The organism is Vibrio sp. S12_S33 (genome assembly GCF_963889785.1).
GTDB lineage: Bacteria > Pseudomonadota > Gammaproteobacteria > Enterobacterales > Vibrionaceae > Vibrio > Vibrio aestuarianus.
In genome coordinates this window covers 125,284-148,575 of record NZ_CAWPQZ010000002.1, presented here as the reverse complement: position 1 = coordinate 148,575, position 23,292 = coordinate 125,284, and the positions used below count along the sequence as shown (strand labels likewise).

Here is a 23,292-nt window from a genome sequence, read left to right as displayed (position 1 = left end):
TGATTACAGCAGCATGGTTGCCGCTATGCACATAAGGAAAATGGAGAATATTTTTTTCAAGACCACTGTAGGCAATTGACTCGCATAACGAGCACCTATTCTGGTCGTCAAAATAGAGGTCGAGGCAATAGCGACCAATGCTGGCAAATAAACATACCCCAGACTGTACTGAGGAAGACTTTCAACTTGGTAACCATGTAAGATAAAACCTATCATTCCAGAGATAGCAATAACACAGCCACATACCGAAGACGAACCAACCGCTTTACGCATTTCAACGCCATGGCGGCTTAAAAATGGCACAGATAAAGACCCTCCACCAATACCAGCCAAGCTAGATACAACACCAATAGCGCCACCGCATAGCATCGTCACCCACGCATTAGGCATGCTACGTGAGGTGGTCGCTTTGATCGATAGAAACATTTGTATAGCGAGGAAAAAAACAATCACACCAAACACTTTAGGAAGATATTGAGTCGGAATAAGTTCAGCGACAATTGAGCCCAAAAAACCACCAACAATGACACCAGGCATCAACCATTTCACGACAAACATATCTACGTTGCCCAGTTTAAGGTGGTTTAGGGCAGATGATCCTGAAGTAACAATGATGGTCGCGAGTGATGTAGCCAAAGCAAGGTGCATGCTCAATTCAGGAGCAATGCCCGCTATAGGAAGCAAAAACAACAGCGCAGGAACAACAATTAACCCACCACCGATGCCGAGTAACCCAGCCATAAAACCGACAACAGAGCCCAACAACAAGAGCAAAGACAACAACTCAAAATTCACATCGGTTCCTATTTTTTACCAGCACGGATAAAGCCAGCAAAACCTTTATTTTCAAAATATGAATGCATCATATTATAGATATCATTACCATAAGGTTGCATCAGCGCTTTGTCAGCAAGTGCTTTTAAATGTTTCGATTGAGAATGACGTACCAGATACTTCACTTTAGCCACATTAGACGTATTCATACTTAGCGTCTCATACCCCAAACCAATCAGCAGTAGCGATCCAATAGGATCCCCAGCCAACTCACCACACACACAAACAGGAATATTATGTAGCTTACAGGTATCATGAATTTGCTTCAGTGCTAGCACAACTGCGGGATGCATCGATTCATAGACATCAGCAACATGGGCATTGTTCCGATCCACAGCTAATAAATATTGTGTTAAATCGTTGGTTCCAACCGAGACGAAATCGATCTTCTTCGCGATTAGTGGGAGTAGGTAGATCATCGATGGTACTTCAATCATAATGCCAATTTGTGGCATTACAATTCGCTCATCAACAGCAGAGACTTCTCGGTACGCCTGATGGATGAGGTGCAGAGCATCATCTAGCTCTTTTGCTCCCGATACCATGGGTAACAAAATACTTAAGTTTTGATGATCAATACTGGCGCGCATCATCGCGCGCAGTTGAATTAAGAAAATATCTGGATGATCTAAAGTAAAACGAATACCGCGCCACCCTAAAAATGGGTTGTCTTCTTCGATCGACAGGTATGGTAATGGTTTATCGCCACCGATATCTAAGGTTCGCATCACGACTCGTTTATCAGGGTACGCATTAAGAACACTACGATACTGTTGCAACTGTTCATCTTCAGAAGGAAAACGATGCTGCAATAAAAAGGAGATTTCGGTTCGATATAAGCCGACACCATCAACACCTTGATTAATAGCAATATTGGAGTCGGCGCTCAACCCTGAATTAAGCAATAATTCAATGCGCTGGCCATCTAAGGTCACAGGTGCTTCGGCAATGGTTTCATTCACCATTTTGGAAAGCTCTGTTTCTTCATCCGCTAAAGCACGATATTCAGCTAACAGTTGTCGATTAGGCGCAATGAATATTTTGCCACTATAGCCGTCAACTATCCCTTGCTTACCATTAATCTCTTTAAGATTAAGCGATACTCCCATCACGGCAGGAATACCCAGCGCGCGTGACAGAATCGCCGCATGCGAGTTAGCCGCCCCTTCGATAGAAACCACCGCGAGAAGTTTATCTTTGGGAATGGAAGCTAAAATTGAAGCGGTTAGTTCTCGTACCACCAAAATAATTGGCTTATCCAACTGCTGTTGATCATGTTCACTATTATGCAAAAAGAATAACAGACGCTGCCCAAGCTCACGAATATCTTGCGCCCTTTCGCGCAAGTACACGTCCGACATTCTGGCAAATCGGTTTGAATAGGTCTCGACCACTTGTCTTAACGCCCAATCGGCGCGATCACCTTTTTGGATCTGACCTTTAAGGTCACTGCGTAACATCGGATCGTTTAATAAGTGGGTAAAAAGATCAAAGATAGCTAAAGCATCTTTATTGATTTCGCTATCTAATTTTTTTCTCAGTCGACGAAAATCACTAAGCGCATTTTCAATCGCTAGTAAAAGCCATTCTTGTTCACGGTCAATATCTAACGTAGAAGCCGGATAAACCTCGGATAACTGAGGTTGAGTGTTATCCCACCAAAACTCACCAATCGCGACACCAGAAGACGCAGCAACACCCGTCGTTGCTAATTGATTCTTTGAAAGTAACCACTGCCCTTGTGTTTGGGCATGAGCGATAATAACCGCCACTTGGGCGGCCAGAGTCACAATAAAAGACTCTTCCATTTCACTAAATAAACGGGGAGATTTTTGCTGGACCACCAGCACACCAAGTACTCGCTTACGGTGGATAATCGGCGTGCCAAGAAAGCTGTGATAAACCTCTTCACCCAACTCTTTGACATATTTGAAATTAGGATGCTTCGACGCTTCAGCAAGGTTGATTAGCTCAGCTGAGCGCTTAACTAAACCAACCAACCCCTCATCAAAACCGAGATGAATTTTATCGCCTTTGAATTTTAAGCCTTGTGTGGCCATCAATTCTAAGCGCTGCTTTTCTTCATTAGCAAGATAGACAGTGCAACACTCTGTACTCATTGCATTGCACGTTTGCTTAACCAAAATATCCAACGCTTGATAAACGTTTTCTAGCTTGGATACTTGTTCAACTATTTCCCTTAGCTGAGAGAGCATGTCTATCCTCTTCGGTTTTTGCGTTTACCTTTACGTTCTTTAAATGGCATCGCAACTGATGCAAACTCTTTCATCGCCCGGCGATAAACATCGCGCTTAAAAGAAACCACTTGTCTAACTGGATACCAAAAACTTACCCAGCGCCAACCATCAAATTCAGGGGTATTTCCACGTTGCATGTTGATTCTTGATTCATCACATTCCATACGCAGAAGGAACCATTTCTGTTTTTGTCCGATACAAACCGGTTGTGAATCCCAGCGAACTAATCGTTTGGGTAATTTGTATCTTAACCAATGACGACTTGTTGCTATGATTCTCACATCTTTTTTGGTGAGACCAACCTCTTCATAAAGCTCACGAAACATGGCTTGTTCAGGAGTTTCGTCTTCATCAATTCCACCTTGTGGAAATTGCCAAGAATGTTGTCCGTATCGTTTCGCCCAGAATACCTGACCATGGTTGTTACAAATCACAATACCAACATTGAGTCGGTAACCATCGCCATCGATCACTGGCCAACCTCTAATAAAATCTTAATTACTTTGATTTTTCCACATATCCCCAATCGGAGCAAACTTACTAATGTGATTAACACGAGATTTATGTGCTCCCAACAGAAGATTGGATAACTTTTAATCTAAAATGAACTTATCAACAAAATAATGAGAGCACTGCCACATTTATTCACGTTTTCTGTGAGTAACTATGTGAAGAATATCGCTCCAAAGCATGAAAACCGCATAATTCACGATCCAAACCATAAAAAAGCAACATACAAAAAAATTAATAACAAACAAAAACAATAGGTTAAAAACAAAAAAAGATACAAGCCTACTTGTAAAACGTATAAAATTTGATCTTTCAGCAAGATGCTCAAAGATCCACCACTTTATTCGTTATCCACACAACCAAACGGAAATTATAGAGATAAGCGTAATGAATGCTCACATCCCACCTCTAAAACCCCTGTAAATACATACATACATACCAACTGTATAATATTTTTGAGGTCAACATGTGGATAACTCACTTTTCGATGATCTTTTAGACAAAAGATCCAAACACGACACAACACTACATTACCTGTTAGATTTGCTACAATCCGACTTTTACAAGTCCAACTATCATGAAACCAGTACCTAAAACCGAACATGAACTGCTGCTTAGGGCGCAAGATATCGCTGGACTAAGCTTTCGAGAGCTGGCCGAAGAAGCTCAGATGCCGATTCCTCCTAACCTTAAGAAAGACAAGGGCTGGGTTGGACAGCTGTTAGAGTGGCATTTAGGGGCCACTGCAGGCAGTAAACCTCAGCAAGACTTCGAACAACTCGGCATTGAACTAAAAAGTATTCCAATAGGTTACTCAGGCAAACCTCTTGAAACGACGTTTGTTTGCGTCGCTCCCTTAACCGGTGTTCAAGGATTAACCTGGGAACAAAGTCATGTACGAAACAAGCTATCACGAGTTTTATGGGTTCCTATCGAAGGAGAAAGAGAAATTCCACTTGCAGAACGCCACGTTGGATCGCCACTACTTTGGAGTCCTTCGGTAGAAGAAGAGCAACAGCTCAAAAATGACTGGGAAGAGTTAATGGAATTTATTGTGCTAGGCAATGTAGAACAGATCACTGCAAGGCATGGTGAAGTGTTACAACTACGCCCAAAAGCGGCTAATAGCCGAGCATTAACCGAAGCCTATGGCGCTAACGGCAAACCCATCAGAACCTTGCCTCGTGGTTTTTATTTAAGAACCCAATTTACTGCTACAATTCTTGAGCGATATTTTATTTAAACAAGTAAGGTCAGTGGTTGTAAAATAGTTAACAGTTTGATCTCTAGTCACAAATTTCATTTCCGTTTATCAATATTCTTCGCTTATAGTGAAAAAACATCACGCACTCATCCGCGATATTCAGCAAGGAAGGATTATGCAATATACCAAACTGCCGCATTCAACACTGGAAGTGAGTAAAATCTGTTTAGGCACAATGACTTTTGGTGAACAAAACAGCCAACAAGAAGCCTTTCAACAACTCGATTACGCATTTGAACGAGGGGTTAATTTCATTGATACCGCAGAGATGTACCCCGTTCCTCCTACAGGACAGACTCAAGGATTAACCGAGAGTTACATTGGTAATTGGCTTGAAAAATCAGGTAAACGAGAAAAAATCGTATTAGCGACAAAAGTAGCAGGACCTCGTAATGTTCCTTACATTCGCAACAACATGTCACTCGACCGACGTAATGTCCACCTTGCTATTGATGACAGTCTTAGCCGTCTAAAAACGGACTATGTCGACCTATACCAACTACATTGGCCACAGCGTCAAACTAATATGTTTGGCCAACTCAACTATCCTTATCCAGATGAGCAAGAAGAAGTGACGCTTATCGAGACACTTGAAGCACTAAATGACTTGGTTAAAGTGGGCAAAGTACGGTATGTAGGAGTATCTAATGACACCCCTTGGGGAGTAATGACTCTGTTAAAATTGGCTGAAAAGCACGATTTGACACGAATAGTCTCAATCCAAAACTCCTACAACCTCCTAAACAGAAGCTTTGAAGTGGGGCTATCAGAAATCAGTCACTTTGAAGGGGTTAAGCTGTTAGCCTATTCACCATTAGCTTTTGGTTGTTTGAGTGGCAAGTATCTCAACGGTGCTCGCCCGCAAGGAGCTCGTTGTAGTTTGCATGAACGTTTTTCTCGTTACTTTACTGCACAGGGAATGAAAGCCACCCAAGCCTATGTGGAACTTGCCAATCAATATGGCATAGATCCGGCTCAAATGGCTCTCGCATTTGTCAACCAACGTCCGTTTGTCGCTGCCAATATTATTGGAGCGACAAACTTGGAACAATTGAAAAATAACATAGATAGTTTAGATGTCGTGTTAGATGAAGAACTGCTTCTTAAGATTCAAGAAATTGGGACGACTTACTCCAATCCTTGTCCATAAATAACGCCGGGGCTGGTGAAGTAACCAGCCCCTATTGATTACGTCGGTATTCGCGCACTTAAAACTCGACGTAGATGACGCACACGACGCTCGGCTTTAACGGCATCTGGCTCGGATTGACCAATTGGACGGCCATCACTCTCTAGACCAATATCTTTCAACAGATGGACGTTATGCACAGGTAAGTCAAACGCACTACGACGAAATTTTCGTTTCCATTCGCGTTCTTCACGACGCAAATCGGCACGAACAAGTAGAGTAGCAAGTTGTAGATAAATTGAATGACGCATGGGTATTCTCCAGTTTTAAAATGTTTACTGGGGAAAAATGAAAGCCAAAGGAAAGGTAGATAGAACACTCTCATAAGCTGCCATTTTTCCGCAGCCTATTAGAGGTTACGGATTAACTAAAAATCAGTGCCTTTGATATGATCACAGAAACGAATAGCGTCGGAACGCTTAATCGCTTTGGGCATAGTGATATCATCAGAAACGCGAACAGTGTGAACAAATACGTAATGTGTCATGTTGCGCCTCCAAGCAAATAAGTTAATCCAATAAGAGATGTACGTGAGTTAATCTCACAGTTAAATTCTAAGTAACTGAGCTTATTATTCAACCATTAATATTCAACTGATTTAAAAACAACGTATTAACCTATAATCACACCCAATCAATAGAAAAAAATAAGATATTCACCTAAAGAATATCTTATTCACAAAAGATATTATTACAAAAAAATGGCCACTTCTTACGAAGTGGCCATTTTTATTATTAACATCATGGTGTTAATACGTATTTTCATTAATTAAATTATGTTTATTGAGCAATCGATACATGGTTGCTCTAGAAATACCAAGTTCTTTTGCGGCCATTGAGACTTGACCGGCGTTAGATTCCAGTACCAGCAACAGTGCGTCTCGTTCAGAGCGCTCACGTATACTTTTAAGACTTCGTTTACCATCACTTCGCTTCGGCAAATCTAAGTGGACTTCATCCAACATTACCGAGTCTGACATCAAAACAATTCGCTTGATCTGATTCATTAACTCACGAACATTACCCGGCCAGTGATAACGAGTCAGTGAACGTATTGCTTCTTCAGTGAAACTACGAGCTTGTGCGTTAAATTCTTTAGAATACTCTTGTAAGAAATGACGAGCCAACAGTGCAATATCACCGACCCGTTCCTTTAAGCTAGGCACATTAATACGCAACACATTGATATAATGGTAAAGTTCTTCATTAAAGTTTCCATCAATCAACGCTTTTTCAATATCCGAAGAGTTTGCCGCCAATATCCTGACATCAGCTTCTTTTACTCCTTCTGGAGTCTCAATGGTTCCTTCCTGCATGAAACGTAACAGGTTAACTTGCTGACTCTTTGGTAAAGTCAGAATGTCATTGAGTAAGAGAGTACCGCCATCAGCTTTCTCTAACAATGGAGTTTGCGCGGGATCGTCACAACCAATACCAAATAGCTCACATTCAAAACGGCTCTCAGACATTGCTCGACAATTTACTGAAATAAAAGGTTTTTGCGAACGAGCGGAGGTTTTATGGATCGCTTTAGCAACCGTCTCCTTACCAGTACCGCTTTCACCATAAATAAGAATACTGACATCAGTTGGACCAATACGCTTGATTTGATCACGAAGACGTTTGACTGGTGTTGAATCACCAATCAGTCCGATGTCACCAGTCGAGCCATAATGTGGCCACACTTTCTTCTCGAGTTTCAACATCCCCAACTGATGGCCTATCGTACTCAGAAGCTGCGCATCAGGAATTGGAGCGGTAAAAAAGTCGATACAAAAGTTCACGATAAACTGGCAAATCGTATCGGAACTCAATTGCGATTCTCGAATAAATGCAAGCCAGCGAACTTGCTTGTGATTACTTACTAAATTCGCAATACCATTGAGGCTAAATTCATCGTGGCTTAAATCAACAATACCGATACACGGACCTGTTTCAGAAAACAGAACATCAGCTTTACGTAAATCTGCACACTGTGTGCAGCGCCAGCCTACCTGTTCAAGGACAGATAACCAAGGTTCGTATGTTCCACCAACCACGACAAGCGAACCAGGGACAGAATCCATTCGGAATTGAGTTCCCATCAGCTATTCCTTATCTTTTGATTTATATTTCTATGCAGTGCTAGTTTAGGCACATCAGACGAACGATACATTAACGAGACTTATCGATGTAGTCTGTCTCATCTTTAAGACTGAATGCTATATAAGCCATCTACCAATCGATATAGAGAAGTATTTCATAGTTATAATGAAAGTTTTACTTCATATTTCATACAAATGACGGAATTATTCAATAGAACTGATACAAAAAAAGCCGCCAATTAAGGCGGCCAATATCAACTAAAGTAGCAATTACTGCTGTGGACGCATCGCAGGGAATAAAATTACGTCACGTATAGTATGTGTATTGGTGAATAGCATGGCTAAACGGTCAATACCAATCCCTTGACCTGCTGTTGGTGGTAAACCGTGCTCTAGTGCAACAATGTAATCTGCATCATAGAACATCGCTTCATCATCACCTGCATCTTTCGCGTTAACTTGTGCGAGGAAACGTTCATCTTGATCTTGAGCATCGTTTAGCTCAGAGAAACCATTAGCTACTTCACGCCCACCAATGAAAAACTCAAAGCGGTCAGTAAAGAATGGGTTATCATCGCTACGACGCGCCAATGGCGAAATATCGGCTGGATAACCGGTAATGAACGTTGGTTGGATAAGCTTAGGTTCAGCCGTTTCACCAAAGATTTCTTCTAACAGTTGGCCACAAGTCCAAAATGGCTCTACTTCTACATGCACTGACTTGGCGATCTTCACCATCAATTCACGATTTTGTACGCCTTCATTATCAAGCGCTTGGATCTCTTCATGCTTAGGGTTGTAATGTTTAATGGCTTCCAACATGCTCATACGTGCATATTTACCACCAAATTCAACCACTTGATCACCATATGGCATTGAGGTTGAACCTAGAACAGACAATGCTACCGTGCTGAGCATCTCTTCTGTTAGATCCATCAAATCTTTGTAGTCGGCATAAGCTTGGTAGAATTCCATCATAGTGAATTCTGGGTTATGACGTGGTGAAAGACCTTCGTTACGGAAGTTACGATTGATTTCGAATACGCGATCAAAGCCACCAACAACCAAACGTTTTAGGTATAACTCAGGAGCAATACGCAGATACATATCAATATCTAACGCATTATGGTGAGTAACAAATGGACGAGCTGAAGCGCCACCAGGGATAACGTGCATCATTGGTGTTTCAACTTCTAAGTAACCTTTAGAAGTCATGAAACTGCGAATGGCAGCAACAAGCTTGGAACGAATAATAAATGCATTACGTGAATCTTCGTTAACGATTAAATCAACGTAACGTTGACGATAACGCATCTCTTGGTCAGTCAAACCGTGGAACTTTTCAGGAAGAGGACGCAGCGCTTTAGTCAGCAACTCGAATTCTTCCATATTCACGTATAAATCACCTTTGCCAGATTTATGCAAAGCACCTTTTACACCGATGATGTCACCAATGTCTAAACCTTGGTATTGCTCTTTCAATACTTTTTGTACTGCTTTATCAGCGTATGCTTGAATGCGACCAGACGTCTCTTGAATCACAAGAAAAGGACCACGTTTAGCCATAACACGACCAGCAATAGCAACGACATGATTTAGCTGTTCTAGCTCTTCTTTGCTTTTTTCACCGAATTGTTTTTGAAGGTCACCCGCTAGGCTATCACGACGAAAATCGTTAGGGTGGCCATTTGCTTTACAGCTCTTACGGATGTGATCCAACTTGCTGCGACGTTCTGCAATCAGTTTGTTCTCTTCTTGCGCTATTTGCTCTTGATTCATTTCGTTTTGAACAGCATCAGCCATTTTACATACACCTTATATGTCGGAAAAAGCTTAAAGACCTGATTTCAGGCTAGCTTCAATAAATTTGTCTAAATCGCCATCTAATACTGCTTGAGTATTACGGTTCTCAACACCTGTACGTAGATCTTTAATGCGAGAGTCATCTAATACGTAAGAGCGGATCTGGCTACCCCAACCAATGTCCGACTTCGCGTCTTCGTTGGCCTGTTTTTCTGCATTTTGCTTTTGTAACTCAAGTTCAAACAATTTTGCACGCAATTGTTTCATCGCCTGATCTTTATTCTTATGTTGCGAACGATCATTTTGGCATTGAACAACGGTATTGGTTGGTAAGTGAGTAATACGAACCGCTGATTCTGTGGTGTTTACGTGCTGACCACCCGCACCTGACGCGCGGTATACATCAATACGCAGATCCGATGGATTAATATCAATAGCGATGTTTTCATCAATCTCAGGATATATGAATGCAGAAGCAAACGAAGTATGACGACGGCCACTAGAGTCAAATGGAGATTTACGAACCAAGCGATGAACCCCAGTTTCCGTGCGCAGCCACCCGTAGGCATAATCGCCAGAAATACGCACTGTCGCACCTTTCAAACCAGCAACATCACCTTCTGAGACTTCAATAACTTCAGTTTTGAAACCTTTGGCTTCAGCCCAACGAAGGTACATACGCAGTAACATCGAAGTCCAATCTTGTGCTTCAGTACCACCAGAGCCAGACTGCAAGTCGATATAGCAATCAGAGCCATCGTGATCACCAGAAAACATACGACGAAATTCAAGTTGGCCTAATTTTACTTCTAACTCTTCAAGTTCAGGGCCAATTTCGTCAAACGTTTCTTGATCTTCAGCTTCAATAGCAAGCTCAAGCAACCCTTCAACGTCATCAACACCTTGATCAAGCTGATCAATAGTATCAACAACGGCTTCAAGTGATGCGCGCTCTTTACCTAACGCTTGGGCGCGCTCAGGTTCGTTCCACACATCGGGTTGTTCTAGTTCGGCATTAACTTCTTCTAAACGCTCTTTCTTAGCGTCGTAGTCAAAGATACCCCCTCAGGATATTTGTGCGCTCTGACACATCCTGAAGACGGTTTTTAATAGGATTGATTTCAAACATGTTTGCTCAGCATTTATGAGTAGAAAATAACCGAAGAATTCTACTTAAAAATGTGACGAAGATACAGGAAAAATTAGTTTGATGAGATAGAAGGGAAACGAGTATTTACTTTCATTTTTAGACAAAAAAGAGACTGATCATCAATGACCAGTCTCTCACTTTATTTTTGAACTAAGCGGTTTCTTTAACCAGTGTTTCTTGTACAGAACCTGCCACAAAAAACATACAGACGATCGCAACAGTAGTTGGTAACAACCATCCCATACCAATTTCAAACAGTGGTAGCATGTTGAATGCAGAAACATCAACCCCAGCAACCTTGGCAGCATCAATCAAAGCAAATAGCAATGAAATTAATAATACTACGCGGTATGCCACCCGAGGATTAGGCAGTTTGCTACGAACAAACGTAAGGGCTACTAAAGCAATCGCCACTGGGTAAAGTGCAAATAGTACAGGTACTGATAGCGAAATAAGCTGAGATAAGCCAACATTAGCGACAATAGCGCAAATAGTACCAATGATTAATACCCACTTTTTATAAGTAATAGAAGTCAATGAACTAAAGTAATCAGAACATGCTGAAATCAAACCAATCGCCGTTGTTAAACAAGCTAATAGAACGATAACTGACAGCACAATTTGACCATAAGGACCAAATAATGCCTGAACGTATTGGCTAAGCACCACACCACCGTTTTCAGCGCCAGCTGCAACCACAGAGCTCGTAGCTCCCAAGTAGAACAGCGAAACATAAACAAATGCTAAACCGGCTGCTGCAATACATGCTGCATTGATTAAATATTTAGTGGTTGCAGAACGCTCAGTGATACCTTTGCTACGTAGAGCATCAACCATCAACATACCAAACATTAGTGAACCAAACGTATCCATTGTGTTGTAGCCTTCAAGGAAGCCTTTCGTAAATGGTTGGGTTAAATATTCACCGTGTGCACTCAGCATTTCACCTTGAGGGTCGATAAAAACGGCCACAGCAAGAACGATCAGCGCAATAAATAATGCAGGTGTTAGCACCTTACCAATCACATCAATTAACTTGCCTTGAGACCAGGCAAAAAACATCGCTACAGCAAAAAATATAATGGAAAAAAGTGTCAAATGTGATTGCTGAGCATCAATGAAAAATGGCTTAATCGCCATCTCGTAGGCAACAAGACCAGTTCGTGGCGCTGCAAATGCAGGACCAATAATGATAAAGATCATTACCGCCATAAGCGTTGCCGCTTGTTTTGGTAGATCTTTAGTGAGGTGCTCCCATGTACCACCAGCGATCGCAATTGCGATAATGGTAATCAACGGTAAACCAACCGCTGTAAATAAGAAACCTGTCATTGCTGGAAAGAGGTGATCCCCGGCAAGTTGGCCAGCAATTGGCGGAAAGATGATGTTACCAGCACCCAAGAAAAACGCGAAAAGCATAAAGCCGATCGCGATAATATCTGTTAGTTTTAACGTCTGCTTCACAGATAGCCCTTAATTATTATTTGATAAATGTTGTGTATGCATTGATGGGTATATAACCACATCTATTTTTTAAAATTAAGGGCGAATAATGACGAAACACTTAATATTTCGCAAGGGCAAAGCCAAAAACGCTACATTAATTTATATATATAGCAAAAAAGCAGTGAAAAAACCTAAATGTTAAAAAATAGATAGAATGATATTCCGATCTTCTTATTATACAAAACAACAACAGTTAGAACAAAAAACCAAACAAACCAGTAACAATGGTGGTATTCACTCAAAATGAATCAAGTTTTGAAATAATCATGAAAAGTAGCATATTAAAGACTAAAGACTTCCAATTTAAACAGTTTTCCGTTGAAGGCGGTCATTCTGGTATGCCAGTTAGTACCGATGGTGTACTGCTCGGCGCATGGGCCTTCACTCATTCCCCCAATTCCATCTTAGATATTGGGACAGGAACGGGCCTGCTTGCGCTAATGTCTGCTCAACGCTTTCCCGATGCGTATATTACAGCTGTCGAAATTGATGATTTTGCTTTTGCAACAGCTAGTCACAACAGCGCAGCTTCACCATGGTCAAGTCGGATTCAAGTCATACATAGTGATATTATACATACGCCATTCGTGAAACAATTTGATGCTATTATCTGTAACCCGCCTTATTTCAATGATGGCGAGCGGTCTCAGCATCAACAGCGCGCTACCGCAAGGCACACTACAAGCCTTAGTCACCAAGACTTATTGCTAAAAGCAAAAAAACTGCTTCATCCCAACGGAAATGCCTGTTTTGTCTTACCCAAATATGAAGGGGAGCTATTTATCAGTTTAGCGAAAACATTGGGATGGCATATCAGCCGGCTGTGTACTGTACAACCAACCGTCAATAAACCCGTACACCGCCTTCTGATTGAGCTCAGTTTAACAGCAGTGGATACAATGCAATCACATCTAGTTATTCATTCTCAAGAGGGTTACAGCAAAGAGTTCATCGCCTTAACAAAAGATTTTTATCTCAAGATGTAGAAATAACATGTGATCCTAATCACCAATCCCACTATAATGTCCGACCTTAATTTTTTTGCCAAATAAGCCCCTCGGCTTGTGGAGTACTCACTGTGATCAAAACCTTTGCTGACCTCGATCTTGACCCTAGCATTATTGCGGCCATTGAAGATATGGGCTTTGAACGTCCCACCCAAGTTCAAGCAGAAGCGATCCCACAAGCCCTAGATGGACGAGATATTCTTGCCTCAGCGCCAACGGGAACCGGTAAAACCGCTGCATTCGTTTTACCAGCACTTCAGTATCTTTTAGATTTTCCTCGTAAAAAATCAGGTCCTGCACGCGTACTGATTTTGACACCAACTCGTGAATTAGCGATGCAAGTCGCTGATCAAGCTCGTGCACTGGCTAAAAATACTCGCTTGAATATCTTTACGATTACCGGTGGTGTTCAATACCAAGAACACGCAGATATTCTTGCAACCACTCAAGATATTGTGGTTGCAACGCCAGGCCGTTTGATGGAATACATCGAAGGTGAGCGTTTTGATTGCCGCGCTATTGAATGGCTCATTTTGGATGAAGCTGACCGCATGTTGGATATGGGCTTTGGCCCAGTTGTTGACCGTCTTTCAGCAGAATGTCGCTGGCGTAAACAAACGCACCTTTTCTCGGCAACCTTAGAAGGCCGCGGCGTCGAAGGATTTACAGCAGATCTATTAAAAGAACCAGCTGAAATCAATGCCGATCCTTCTCGTCGTGAGCGCAAGAAAATCACTCAGTGGTATCACCGTGCTGACACCATGGAACATAAAGTCGAGCTACTGAAGAAGATCCTCACCGAGCAAGCAGAACGCTCTATTGTCTTTCTTAAAACACGTGAGCGCCTTGCCGACTTACGTAACGAATTGGAAAAAGCGCAAATTCCATGTGCGTGGATCCAAGGTGAAATGCCACAAGATCGCCGCAACAATGCCATTACTCGTTTCCGTGAAGGTGATGTAAATGTGTTGCTAGCGACGGATGTTGCGGCTCGTGGTATCGACCTTCCTGACGTGAGCCACGTAATCAACTTCGATTTACCTCGCTCTGCGGATGTTTATCTGCACCGTATTGGCCGCACAGCTCGTGCAGGCAAAAAAGGCAACGCAATATCTCTAGTTGAAGCACATGATCAACAAATGATGGATCGTGTAGCACGCTATGTTGATGAGGAAATCAAAGAGCGTTTTATAAAAGATATGCGCCCTCAACATAAGAAATCGGTATTTAAGAAGAAAAAGAAAAAGGCCGATGACAAAAAAACAAAAACCATTGCCAAGAAAAAGAAAGTGAAACCCAAGAAGAAATAATCTTCGTTTGTAAAACTGACTGATCAAAAATGCCGATGTTTTCACATCGGCATTTTTCTATTTCCACTTTTTAAATTCAATTTCCGGTGAAAATGACTTCCACCAGAAAAGTACGAATTAGTGTTCGCGAGTCGCGCGGAAATCTATCTCAGGGAAACGCTCTTTCGCTAAGTTTAAGTTGACCATCGTTGGCGCAACATACGCAAGGTTATCACCACCATCGAGTGCAATATTACTTTGATTTTTACGCTTAAACTCTTCGAGTTTTTTCTCATCGGCGCATTCAATCCAACGTGCTGTCGCTACATTGACACCTTCGTAAATCGCTTCAACGTTGTATTCTGATTTCAAGCGAGAAACCACCACATCAAACTGCAGTACACCAACCGCACCAACAATTAAGTCGTTGTTTTGTAGCGGACGGAAAACTTGTACAGCCCCCTCTTCAGATAACTGTACTAACCCTTTAAGCAATTGCTTTTGTTTCAGAGGATCGCGCAGACGAATACGACGGAAAAGTTCTGGGGCAAAGTTGGGAATACCAGAGAACTTCAGTGATTCACCTTGAGTAAAAGTATCACCAATCTGAATCGTACCATGGTTGTGTAAACCGATAATATCACCAGCATACGCGTGATCAGCACGAGAGCGATCACCCGCCATAAACGTAACAGCATCAGAAATGCTCACTTGCTTGCCACTACGCACGTGGTTCATTTTCATGCCTTGGCTATAAGTGCCCGACACGATGCGCATAAAAGCAATACGGTCACGATGTTTTGGATCCATATTTGCCTGGATCTTAAATACGAAACCAGAAAATTTCTCTTCAGTTGCTTCCACAATACGTTCATTGGCTTGACGCGGCATGGGTGCCGGAGCCCAGTCAGTCAATCCATCAAGCACGTGATCAACACCAAAGTTACCTAAAGCAGTACCAAAGAAAACTGGCGTTAACTCCCCCTTCAAGAACAGCTCACGATCAAATTCGTGTGAAGCTCCAAGCACAAGTTCCAACTCATCACGCAATTGTGACGCTAGCTCTTCGCCGACAGCTGTATCTAGCTCAGGGTTATCTAACCCTTTAACAATACGCTCTTCTTGAATGGTATGGCCTTGGCCTGTTGCATATAAAATCGTTTCATCACGATGAATGTGATACACGCCTTTGAACTCTTTACCACAACCGATAGGCCATGAAACAGGTGCACAGGCGATATTGAGCTCGTTTTCAACTTCATCAAGCAATTCCATTGGGTCGCGAATATCACGGTCCAATTTGTTCATGAAGGTCACAATAGGCGTATCACGCAGACGCGTTACTTCCATCAGTTTACGTGTACGATCTTCGACACCTTTAGCGGCATCAATCACCATTAGACAAGAGTCGACAGCGGTGAGCGTACGGTAGGTATCTTCAGAGAAGTCTTCGTGCCCCGGAGTATCAAGTAGGTTAACCAAACACTGGTGATAAGGAAACTGCATCACCGATGTTGTCACCGAGATACCACGTTCTTTTTCCATCTCCATCCAGTCCGATTTGGCATGCTGGTTAGAGCCACGGCCTTTTACTGTCCCAGCTTTTTGAATGGCATTCCCGAATAAAAGTACTTTTTCGGTAATGGTGGTTTTACCCGCATCCGGGTGCGAAATAATAGCAAAGGTTCTGCGTTTAGAAACTTCACTTAAAAAAGGAGTATTTGACATGAAACAGGTCTTCTTAATATGCTGTATTAAAGGAAGCAGAAATGCTTTTACTCGTCAGCGATTCGATTCAATTTTGCGCGGTATTCTCCCCTATATTTGATCTAGGAGCAACTTCCGTCTCAGTACTTACCGCTTGCAAGCTCAATTAAAGGTGAAAAGAAACTCACTACTTTGCTCATTCAAATTAAGTTATCAAGAAATATGAGCTATAACTTAACAAGATAAAAGGGATAAGCGGGCATTATGCGGATAACCAAACAACGAAATTCACTAGCGTTTAAACAAGCCAAAACCGTATTCCTAGTTTCTGTGATCCTTGGGATAGGGTTTAGTTTGTATCATATTTTGGTTGATCTGCACCAAGAACAGACCAAAATTGAAGATCATTATCGTTTTAAGCTATTACAAAACTACGCTAACGCAAGCCAAGCAGCTTACCATTTAAACAATATGCTCGCTGAGCAAGTCGCTTCAAGTTTAATGGTCGATAGCGCTATTTATCATGTCGAAATTATTGATGATTTTGGTGATACGCTTGCCAGTAAAACCAGAGAGGTAGCCCCTCAGACCACCTTCATGCAACTGCTATCCAATTACTTGACGCCAGAGATTCCTGTTTTCAAAACAGACTTACATCAGCCGAGCTCTGATGTGGTGGTAGGAAGATTAAGCTTTTCGGTTAACGGTTCTTCAATCGCTGAAAGTTTTATTGCTAAAACTACCCGTGTATTGCTGTTTGACCTATTTAGAAACGTACTTCTAACCTCTATTTTACTGTTTTTCTTTTACTATAAATTATCAAAACCTTTAACGACACTCACCTCTTGGGTGCGCTCGCTACAAGATAATGAACGTGCCAGCGTACCACCGCTGCAAAAGCAGAATAATGAACTCAATGAGCTTGCCTTTACTTTTCATTCACTCTGGAAAGATAGAGAAATTGCTGATGCCAAACGCAATCAATTGGCCTATTACGATACCTTAACTGGGCTTGCTAACCGTAGCTTGTTATTACAAATGTTAACCAAAGCCATTGACGAAAGTATTCAGGCTAAAATCTCTGGGGTTTTGTTTTATCTCGATCTGGATCGTTTCAAAACCATTAACAATTCATTAGGTCACACTATTGGCGATAAACTGATTAAAGCCATCGCGATGCGGATGGATGCATGGCTTAAAAGTAGTCATTTAGCCGCAAGGATCGGCGGCGACGAATTTGCGATATTGATACCAAATTTAAACAGAAACCAGGCCGAAGAACTGGCGCAGCAACTGTTGGCGTTAGTTTCAAATCCGTATTCCATTGATGAACACCAACTGTATTGTACCGTCAGCGTAGGTATTTCTATTTTTCCTTCGGTTGGTAAAACCAATATCGACGTACTCAGACAAGCCGATACCGCGTTATACCGAGCCAAAGTGAATGGGCGCAATAAATACATATTTTATGAGCCGGAAATGCATGCTCAGGTTGAGTCGTTCTTAGAGATAGAAAAAGGGCTGCACGAAGCATTAAACATGCAGCAGCTTGAGCTTTACTACCAACCTCAGGTAGATGAAAAACATAACATTATTGGAGTCGAAGCATTAATTCGCTGGAATCACCCAACGAAAGGCGTTCTACCTCCTGGTGTGTTCATGCCCATCGCAGAAGAAACAGGACAAATCATTCCGATTGGTCAGTGGATCATTGAGCAGGCATGTTACCAATATGCGGCATGGAAAAAACAAGGCGTGCTACCTGCACATTTTCGTCGTCTTGCGATAAACATCAGCCCACTCCAATTTTCTCAAGACTCATTCGTTGAGCACATAAATCAAGCTCTACAACATGCAGGAATAACCGGTGACCATATTGAGTTAGAAATTACCGAAGGTTTATTACTTGAAAATGTTGAAAGCGCCATCCAAAAAATGGTTCAGCTTAAAGAGAGCAACTTAAGTATTTCGATTGATGATTTTGGTACTGGTTATTCATCATTGCGCTACCTAAAGTTATTATCTGTTGATGTGCTAAAAATTGATCGCTCGTTTGTCGCTCAACTGCATTTAGATGAAAGTGATCAAGCGATTGTTGATACGATTTTGATGATTGCTCGACGCCTGAATTTAGAGGTGATTGCCGAAGGGGTCGAAGATTGTGAAGAGCTTTATGCACTCAAGCAACTTGGATGCACTCAATTTCAAGGCTACTTGTTCGATAAACCACTACCGGCAAACGAACTCGTGAAACGTTTTGAGGCTGCTTGTTATCATATAGAAACAAACACCCCAGATAACATCCACGACCATTAATGTGCTTACAAAAAATAGTAGCTCATGATGATCGCGTCCTCTGAACCTTTATCGGTTGGGTAGTAATTAACTCGGCGATCCAGTTCATTAAACCCTAACGACTCATACAAAGAATAAGCGCGGACATTACTTTCACGAACCTCAAGCCATGCGCTTTCAGCTTTTGCTTTCTCACACATAGCTAAGAAAAACTCGGTCAGCATTTTACCATAGCCCTTTCCTTGCCACTTGGGATCGACCGCTATGTTCAATAACGTCACTTCACCAATAATATTCTGGGCGTAAAAGTAACCGACGACCTCTTCATTTTTCAACATCACATAGTGACAAGCACCACGGTTATTGAGATCACGCACTAAAGACTCAGCCCAAGGGTGGCTATGTGCTTGTTGCTCAATACACCAAACGGCATCAAGATAAGGCAGAGATAATGGAACAATATCAATATTCATCAACGTATTACTCATAAGAACAAATCTGCTGCCACAAATCGCGGCGATGTTCGTTATTACCATCAATATCGCTAAGATTTGGAGAAACTAAAACCTTGGCCGACACTTTGCTGTATGACGGCTCACAGCCCGCAAACCAAACCCATTCAGGCAAAGACCCACCTAATTGATCAACATACTGAGGTTCAAGATGACGCGCATCATTTAGCTCAATCCCCATACTTTTTAGCACACGAGAGAATAACAACGCACTGCTTTTCTGTGGGCCGTTGGGTGAAACCAGTAGTAACCGACAAGAGTCTGGCAAATCAATCGTGGGTAACGACACCCCTAATAAACGCTCAGGATGCACCAACTCCCAACACTGAATGCCCATTTCTTGTAAATATTGATATTCGTGATTTGACATCTGTTTATGACCTTATTGAACGCCTCAATGCTAGCAAATCAGTGCCGATACAGAAACCGTTAATCGCTTTATCTTGGCTAATAAAAGAATCAACTACACTTAGTGCTATAAAAATTGGGAGCACATTGGCTCCCAATTCACAATCATGTAGTGAGACGATTACCGTTCAGAGAACTCTGAGCAGTACTCAATCAAACCAGAGCGTCCAGACAATTCTCCATCAGCTAACTCTGCAATACGAAAAGCGCCAGCGGGTACGTCCCAAGCGCAATGAAACTCCAGTTGCGCTGCATCTTCAAAAGCAAACCGTTGGTAGTACTCTGGATTGCCAAGCACCACACAAGCAGGATAACCAAATTCAGCTAAAGAGATCAGCCCTTCAGTAACTAATTGTGCAGCAATGCCTTGTTTGCGCCACTCTTTTTTGACCGCTAACGGTGCAAGACCTTGCCAATTTAAGTCTTCACCATTGAGGAATACAGGGCTAAACATTGCGTAACCGACAACTTCGCCTTTATCATCACAGGCAACAAGCGCTAACGTCAGGTGACTATTTTCTCTTAATGACATCACGAGCTTGGCTTCAGCATCGGTTTCAAATGCAGACTTCAATAAACGATCGATTGCTAAGATGTCTGCTGGGGCTTCAGTTCGAATAAGCATTGATTACCTCATTTTGTGTCGCCGACGATTGTACGCCTTTATACACAAAATCTGCTAGCTGATTTATTAACATCTGTAACGATTTAGGCAAAAGATCTAAATCAACGCTATCCATTAGATTTTTCACTTCCAAACCAAGTTCGGTATCACCTTCAATCGAAAGACGACGCTGAAAAAAGAGCGTGTCAGGATCTTCTTTGCGTCCCGCAATTAGAACTAAATCATTCAAATTCGCGCTAAAGCTAACGTCTTCTTGTTGTGCCTTATCGGCCACAACAAGTCGCTGCATTTCATAACTAATGTACCAACGCAGATTCAAATCTCGTATGGAAACTTTTAACCATTTTCCTTCAAGAAAATCGAAGTCACCGTCCTCTAAGGCCTCATGGAATATGGCTTTAAGCCCTTCTAGTAAGGCTTTTTTTTGTACAGTTTGCGGTAATAAGTGGAGTGGAGATCGCAAAATTGATGCGGCGTTTTGAACTAGTTGAGTACGAATCTTGTTAATCACGCGCTTTATCCGTTACCTTGTAATGTAATAGTAGCTAATCATAATGGATGTGATAGTGCTGGTTCCTGTTATGCATCAAAAAACGTACATTGTTTGTAAACCTTTTCCATCGTTGCAATCAGAGAATTATAGTTAATGTGTTACTTACGTTGTAACATCCTCATGAATATAAGTACTCTGGAGAGTTGGTAGTACCTTGATGTCTTCGCAACATTTACAACATTGGTTTACAAAGATAACCGAGGACAACTCGTTCTTTTTTGCGATCTTAGATGACCAACATAATTATGTTATGGTCAACGAACGTTATTGCGACATCGCTGGACTGAGCTCAACCGAATTGGTTGGGATGAATGACTGCCAAATTCTCGGTGAGTATTTCTATCATCATCTCAAACCCTATTATGAACGTGCATTTCAAGGTGAAACTCTAGAAACGGAATTAACTTTCCACGAAGTAGATTTAGAAACTAGCTTGCATTTTTCTATCTCACCTATATTGATTGACAAGGAAGTAAAACAGATTGTTTTTCATGCCATTGACACATCTGAAAAACAGATACTGATTCGCTCTCTAGAAGAATCTGAAAGTAAGTTTTCAACACTTACCTGTTTGCTTCCTGACGGACTATTATTGGTCGACAACGACTGCATTATCTCAGCAAACCCAGCCTCAGCTCGTCTACTTGGCTTTGAAAGCACCGCAGAACTACTCGGTGAAGACCTATCTAGTTTGTTTATTGATGACAAGGCAAAAACCGTTTTCAGTTCTCAACTGAGTTCATTGATAGCAAAGGCACCTCTAGTCTGTCTAACTGGCCCTAGGTGTGGTTTTGAAAGACAAGTGCAATTACACGCCAGTGAAACCATTGTGTTAGGTAACAACTCGCAATTGGTGTTGATCCAAGATGCTGAAGATTCACCCAAACAGCTATCTGCAACCGCTCAAGCCGATATTCATATTGATTCAATGACTGGTTTATATAACCGCTTTGGATTTACCAAACGTTTAGAGCAATTTATTCAAAATGAAACATCGCTGGTAATGCTTTACCTCGACATTGATAACTTCAAAAATATCAATGACTCTTTAGGTCACCATATCGGTGATAAGGTGATCAAAGAAGTCTCGATGCGCCTTAAACGCTTGCTGCCTCAACAAGCAGTTGTTGGGCATCTCGGTGGAGATGAATTCGGTTTAATTCTGCCAGAGCCTGAAAATAACCGCGCAGCAGAGATGCTTGCTGAACGTATTATTGCACTAATTAATCAACCTTTTGATCTTCACCATTTCAGCAAGCGCCTCGCTTGTTCTATTGGTAGCGTTACCTACCCAGGTGATGGCAACGATGCTCGAATGCTACTCCAAAATGCCGACACCGCCATGTATGAAGCGAAAGATCGTGGCCGTAATCGCTTAATTAAATTTAATGATCAAATGAACAAAGAAGCGCGGATGCGCTTATGGTTAGAAATTGAACTGCAAAAAGCATTGCAGCAAAACGGGCTTGAAGTGTGGTATCAGCCTAAAGTCAATGCACGCGACTTTAGCATTAATGGTGCTGAGGCATTAGTACGCTGGAAACACCCTGTTGAAGGCTATATTAGCCCTGGAGCCTTTATTCCAGTCGCGGAAAAGGCGGGATTAATTGAGCGCTTAGGTCGCGTTGTGATGCGTGACGTTTTTGCTACCGTTAAACGTTGGAAGCTACAAGGTATTTTGCCTGGGCGTGTGGCGATAAACCTATCTCCTGAACAATTTGGTAACCCTAAGCTAATCGATTACATGGAAAAGCTACTGCGCACCACCAAGTTGGATTCAAACTGTATAACCTTCGAATTAACCGAAAGTGCAGTCATGAGCGACAGTGAACACACACTGCAAATGCTAAATGCGATTAAGAAACTTGGTTTCTCGCTTTCGATTGATGACTTTGGCACTGGTTACTCGTCACTCTCCTACCTTGCTAGATTCCCAATTGATGAGCTTAAAATTGACCGAGCCTTCATCACCAATATTGACACCTTACCCAAACAGGTGACGGTGATTGAAAATATCATTAATTTAGGTAAATCATTAAACCTCACGGTTGTTGCTGAAGGTGTAGAAACACAACAACAAGCGACTTTACTCTCGAACTTAAACTGCAATTCAATTCAAGGATTTCATTTTTATCGCCCTCAACCAAGGCAAGAAGTCGAAGAGTTATTTGTACAAAACCGCCGCCACCGCGCGACTCTCGCCAAGTAAATCTTACTTATTCACCACAAACCTGCCTTACATCAAACTTGCCATTAATAATTCTTCATAAAATACAGCCACTTTTCCTCAAAATATCTT

Annotated in this window: 19 protein-coding genes; 6 read left to right on the top strand and 13 right to left on the bottom strand. The window is 41.9% G+C overall.

The genetic code is table 11. The features are described 5' to 3' along the window. Positions 1–3 precede the first annotated feature (3 nt). From AACW06_RS01710 to rppH, 3 genes are read right to left on the bottom strand one after another with little or no spacing between them, the layout of a single operon-like run. A complete protein-coding gene (locus tag AACW06_RS01710; RefSeq protein ID WP_192073734.1) occupies positions 4–795 on the bottom strand; it encodes a TSUP family transporter in 792 nt (263 codons plus the stop codon). Positions 796–803: 8 nt separating this feature from the next. After that, positions 804–3,050 (bottom strand): phosphoenolpyruvate--protein phosphotransferase, encoded by a 2,247-nt coding sequence (gene ptsP, locus AACW06_RS01705; protein WP_192073733.1) that lies wholly within the window; start codon positions 3,048–3,050, stop codon positions 804–806. 2 nt (positions 3,051–3,052) lie between these two features. Next, on the bottom strand, positions 3,053–3,565 hold the full coding sequence (gene rppH, locus AACW06_RS01700; protein WP_172531807.1) for an RNA pyrophosphohydrolase: 513 nt from the start codon (positions 3,563–3,565) through the stop codon (positions 3,053–3,055). A gap of 614 nt (positions 3,566–4,179) precedes the next feature. Here rppH and mutH point away from each other — a divergent pair. After that, positions 4,180–4,845: a DNA mismatch repair endonuclease MutH gene (mutH, locus tag AACW06_RS01695; RefSeq protein ID WP_192073732.1), complete on the top strand. Its 666-nt coding sequence runs from the start codon at positions 4,180–4,182 to the stop codon at positions 4,843–4,845. Positions 4,846–4,981: 136 nt separating this feature from the next. Next, the gene (locus AACW06_RS01690; protein ID WP_192073731.1) at positions 4,982–6,016 is read left to right on the top strand and encodes an NADP(H)-dependent aldo-keto reductase; all 1,035 of its coding nucleotides are present in this window, start codon (positions 4,982–4,984) and stop codon (positions 6,014–6,016) included. A 38-nt stretch (positions 6,017–6,054) separates the two neighbouring features. Here the strand turns inward: AACW06_RS01690 and AACW06_RS01685 are convergent, their stop codons facing one another. From AACW06_RS01685 to brnQ, 5 genes are all read right to left on the bottom strand, one after another. Continuing rightward, complete coding sequence (locus AACW06_RS01685) at positions 6,055–6,306, bottom strand: hypothetical protein (protein ID WP_053311244.1); 252 nt, start codon at positions 6,304–6,306, stop codon at positions 6,055–6,057. 497 nt (positions 6,307–6,803) lie between these two features. Continuing rightward, a complete protein-coding gene (gene vpsR, locus AACW06_RS01680) occupies positions 6,804–8,138 on the bottom strand; it encodes a cyclic-di-GMP-binding transcriptional regulator VpsR (protein ID WP_192073730.1) in 1,335 nt (444 codons plus the stop codon). Between the two features lie 270 nt (positions 8,139–8,408). Continuing rightward, positions 8,409–9,941 (bottom strand): lysine--tRNA ligase, encoded by a 1,533-nt coding sequence (lysS, locus tag AACW06_RS01675; protein ID WP_192073729.1) that lies wholly within the window; start codon positions 9,939–9,941, stop codon positions 8,409–8,411. A gap of 30 nt (positions 9,942–9,971) precedes the next feature. Next, positions 9,972–11,070 (bottom strand): peptide chain release factor 2 gene (gene prfB, locus AACW06_RS01670; protein WP_141652882.1). Its coding sequence is split into 2 segments (ribosomal slippage): positions 9,972–10,994 and positions 10,996–11,070, totalling 1,098 coding nucleotides; the frame shifts between segments, so codons are not numbered across the junction. Between the two features lie 171 nt (positions 11,071–11,241). After that, a complete protein-coding gene (brnQ, locus tag AACW06_RS01665) occupies positions 11,242–12,555 on the bottom strand; it encodes a branched-chain amino acid transport system II carrier protein (RefSeq protein ID WP_192073728.1) in 1,314 nt (437 codons plus the stop codon). A gap of 308 nt (positions 12,556–12,863) precedes the next feature. Between brnQ and AACW06_RS01660 the strand changes: the two genes are divergently transcribed. Together AACW06_RS01660 and srmB are read left to right on the top strand one after the other, a co-directional pair. After that, positions 12,864–13,583, top strand: coding sequence for a tRNA1(Val) (adenine(37)-N6)-methyltransferase (locus AACW06_RS01660; RefSeq protein WP_192073727.1), 720 nt, complete (start codon positions 12,864–12,866; stop codon positions 13,581–13,583). Positions 13,584–13,675: 92 nt separating this feature from the next. Then, a complete protein-coding gene (gene srmB / locus AACW06_RS01655; protein ID WP_192073726.1) occupies positions 13,676–14,914 on the top strand; it encodes an ATP-dependent RNA helicase SrmB in 1,239 nt (412 codons plus the stop codon). A 117-nt stretch (positions 14,915–15,031) separates the two neighbouring features. Here srmB and prfC read toward each other — a convergent pair whose 3' ends face one another. Beyond that, positions 15,032–16,621: a peptide chain release factor 3 gene (gene prfC, locus AACW06_RS01650; protein WP_172531801.1), complete on the bottom strand. Its 1,590-nt coding sequence runs from the start codon at positions 16,619–16,621 to the stop codon at positions 15,032–15,034. A 243-nt stretch (positions 16,622–16,864) separates the two neighbouring features. On the opposite strand from prfC, the gene AACW06_RS01645 reads away from it, so the two are divergent. Next, entirely contained in the window at positions 16,865–18,916 is a 2,052-nt protein-coding gene (locus AACW06_RS01645) for a putative bifunctional diguanylate cyclase/phosphodiesterase (protein ID WP_192073725.1), read from the top strand. 5 nt (positions 18,917–18,921) lie between these two features. Here the strand turns inward: AACW06_RS01645 and rimI are convergent, their stop codons facing one another. The 4 genes from rimI to ubiT form a co-directional block, all read right to left on the bottom strand. Beyond that, complete coding sequence (gene rimI / locus AACW06_RS01640) at positions 18,922–19,368, bottom strand: ribosomal protein S18-alanine N-acetyltransferase (protein WP_053311252.1); 447 nt, start codon at positions 19,366–19,368, stop codon at positions 18,922–18,924. A 7-nt stretch (positions 19,369–19,375) separates the two neighbouring features. Continuing rightward, positions 19,376–19,777 (bottom strand): DNA polymerase III subunit psi, encoded by a 402-nt coding sequence (locus tag AACW06_RS01635; protein WP_192073724.1) that lies wholly within the window; start codon positions 19,775–19,777, stop codon positions 19,376–19,378. A gap of 159 nt (positions 19,778–19,936) precedes the next feature. After that, complete coding sequence (locus tag AACW06_RS01630; RefSeq protein WP_192073723.1) at positions 19,937–20,440, bottom strand: GNAT family N-acetyltransferase; 504 nt, start codon at positions 20,438–20,440, stop codon at positions 19,937–19,939. Then, positions 20,424–20,951, bottom strand: a complete 528-nt coding sequence (ubiT, locus tag AACW06_RS01625) for a ubiquinone anaerobic biosynthesis accessory factor UbiT (protein ID WP_192073722.1) — start codon at positions 20,949–20,951, stop codon at positions 20,424–20,426. Before ubiT ends, AACW06_RS01630 begins: the two co-directional genes overlap by 17 nt. Before the next feature lie 199 nt (positions 20,952–21,150). On the opposite strand from ubiT, the gene AACW06_RS01620 reads away from it, so the two are divergent. Continuing rightward, positions 21,151–23,202 carry a sensor domain-containing protein gene (locus AACW06_RS01620; protein WP_192073721.1) on the top strand — a complete coding sequence of 684 codons (2,052 nt, stop codon included), beginning with the start codon at positions 21,151–21,153 and terminating at the stop codon, positions 23,200–23,202. The last annotated feature ends 90 nt before the right edge of the window (positions 23,203–23,292 follow it).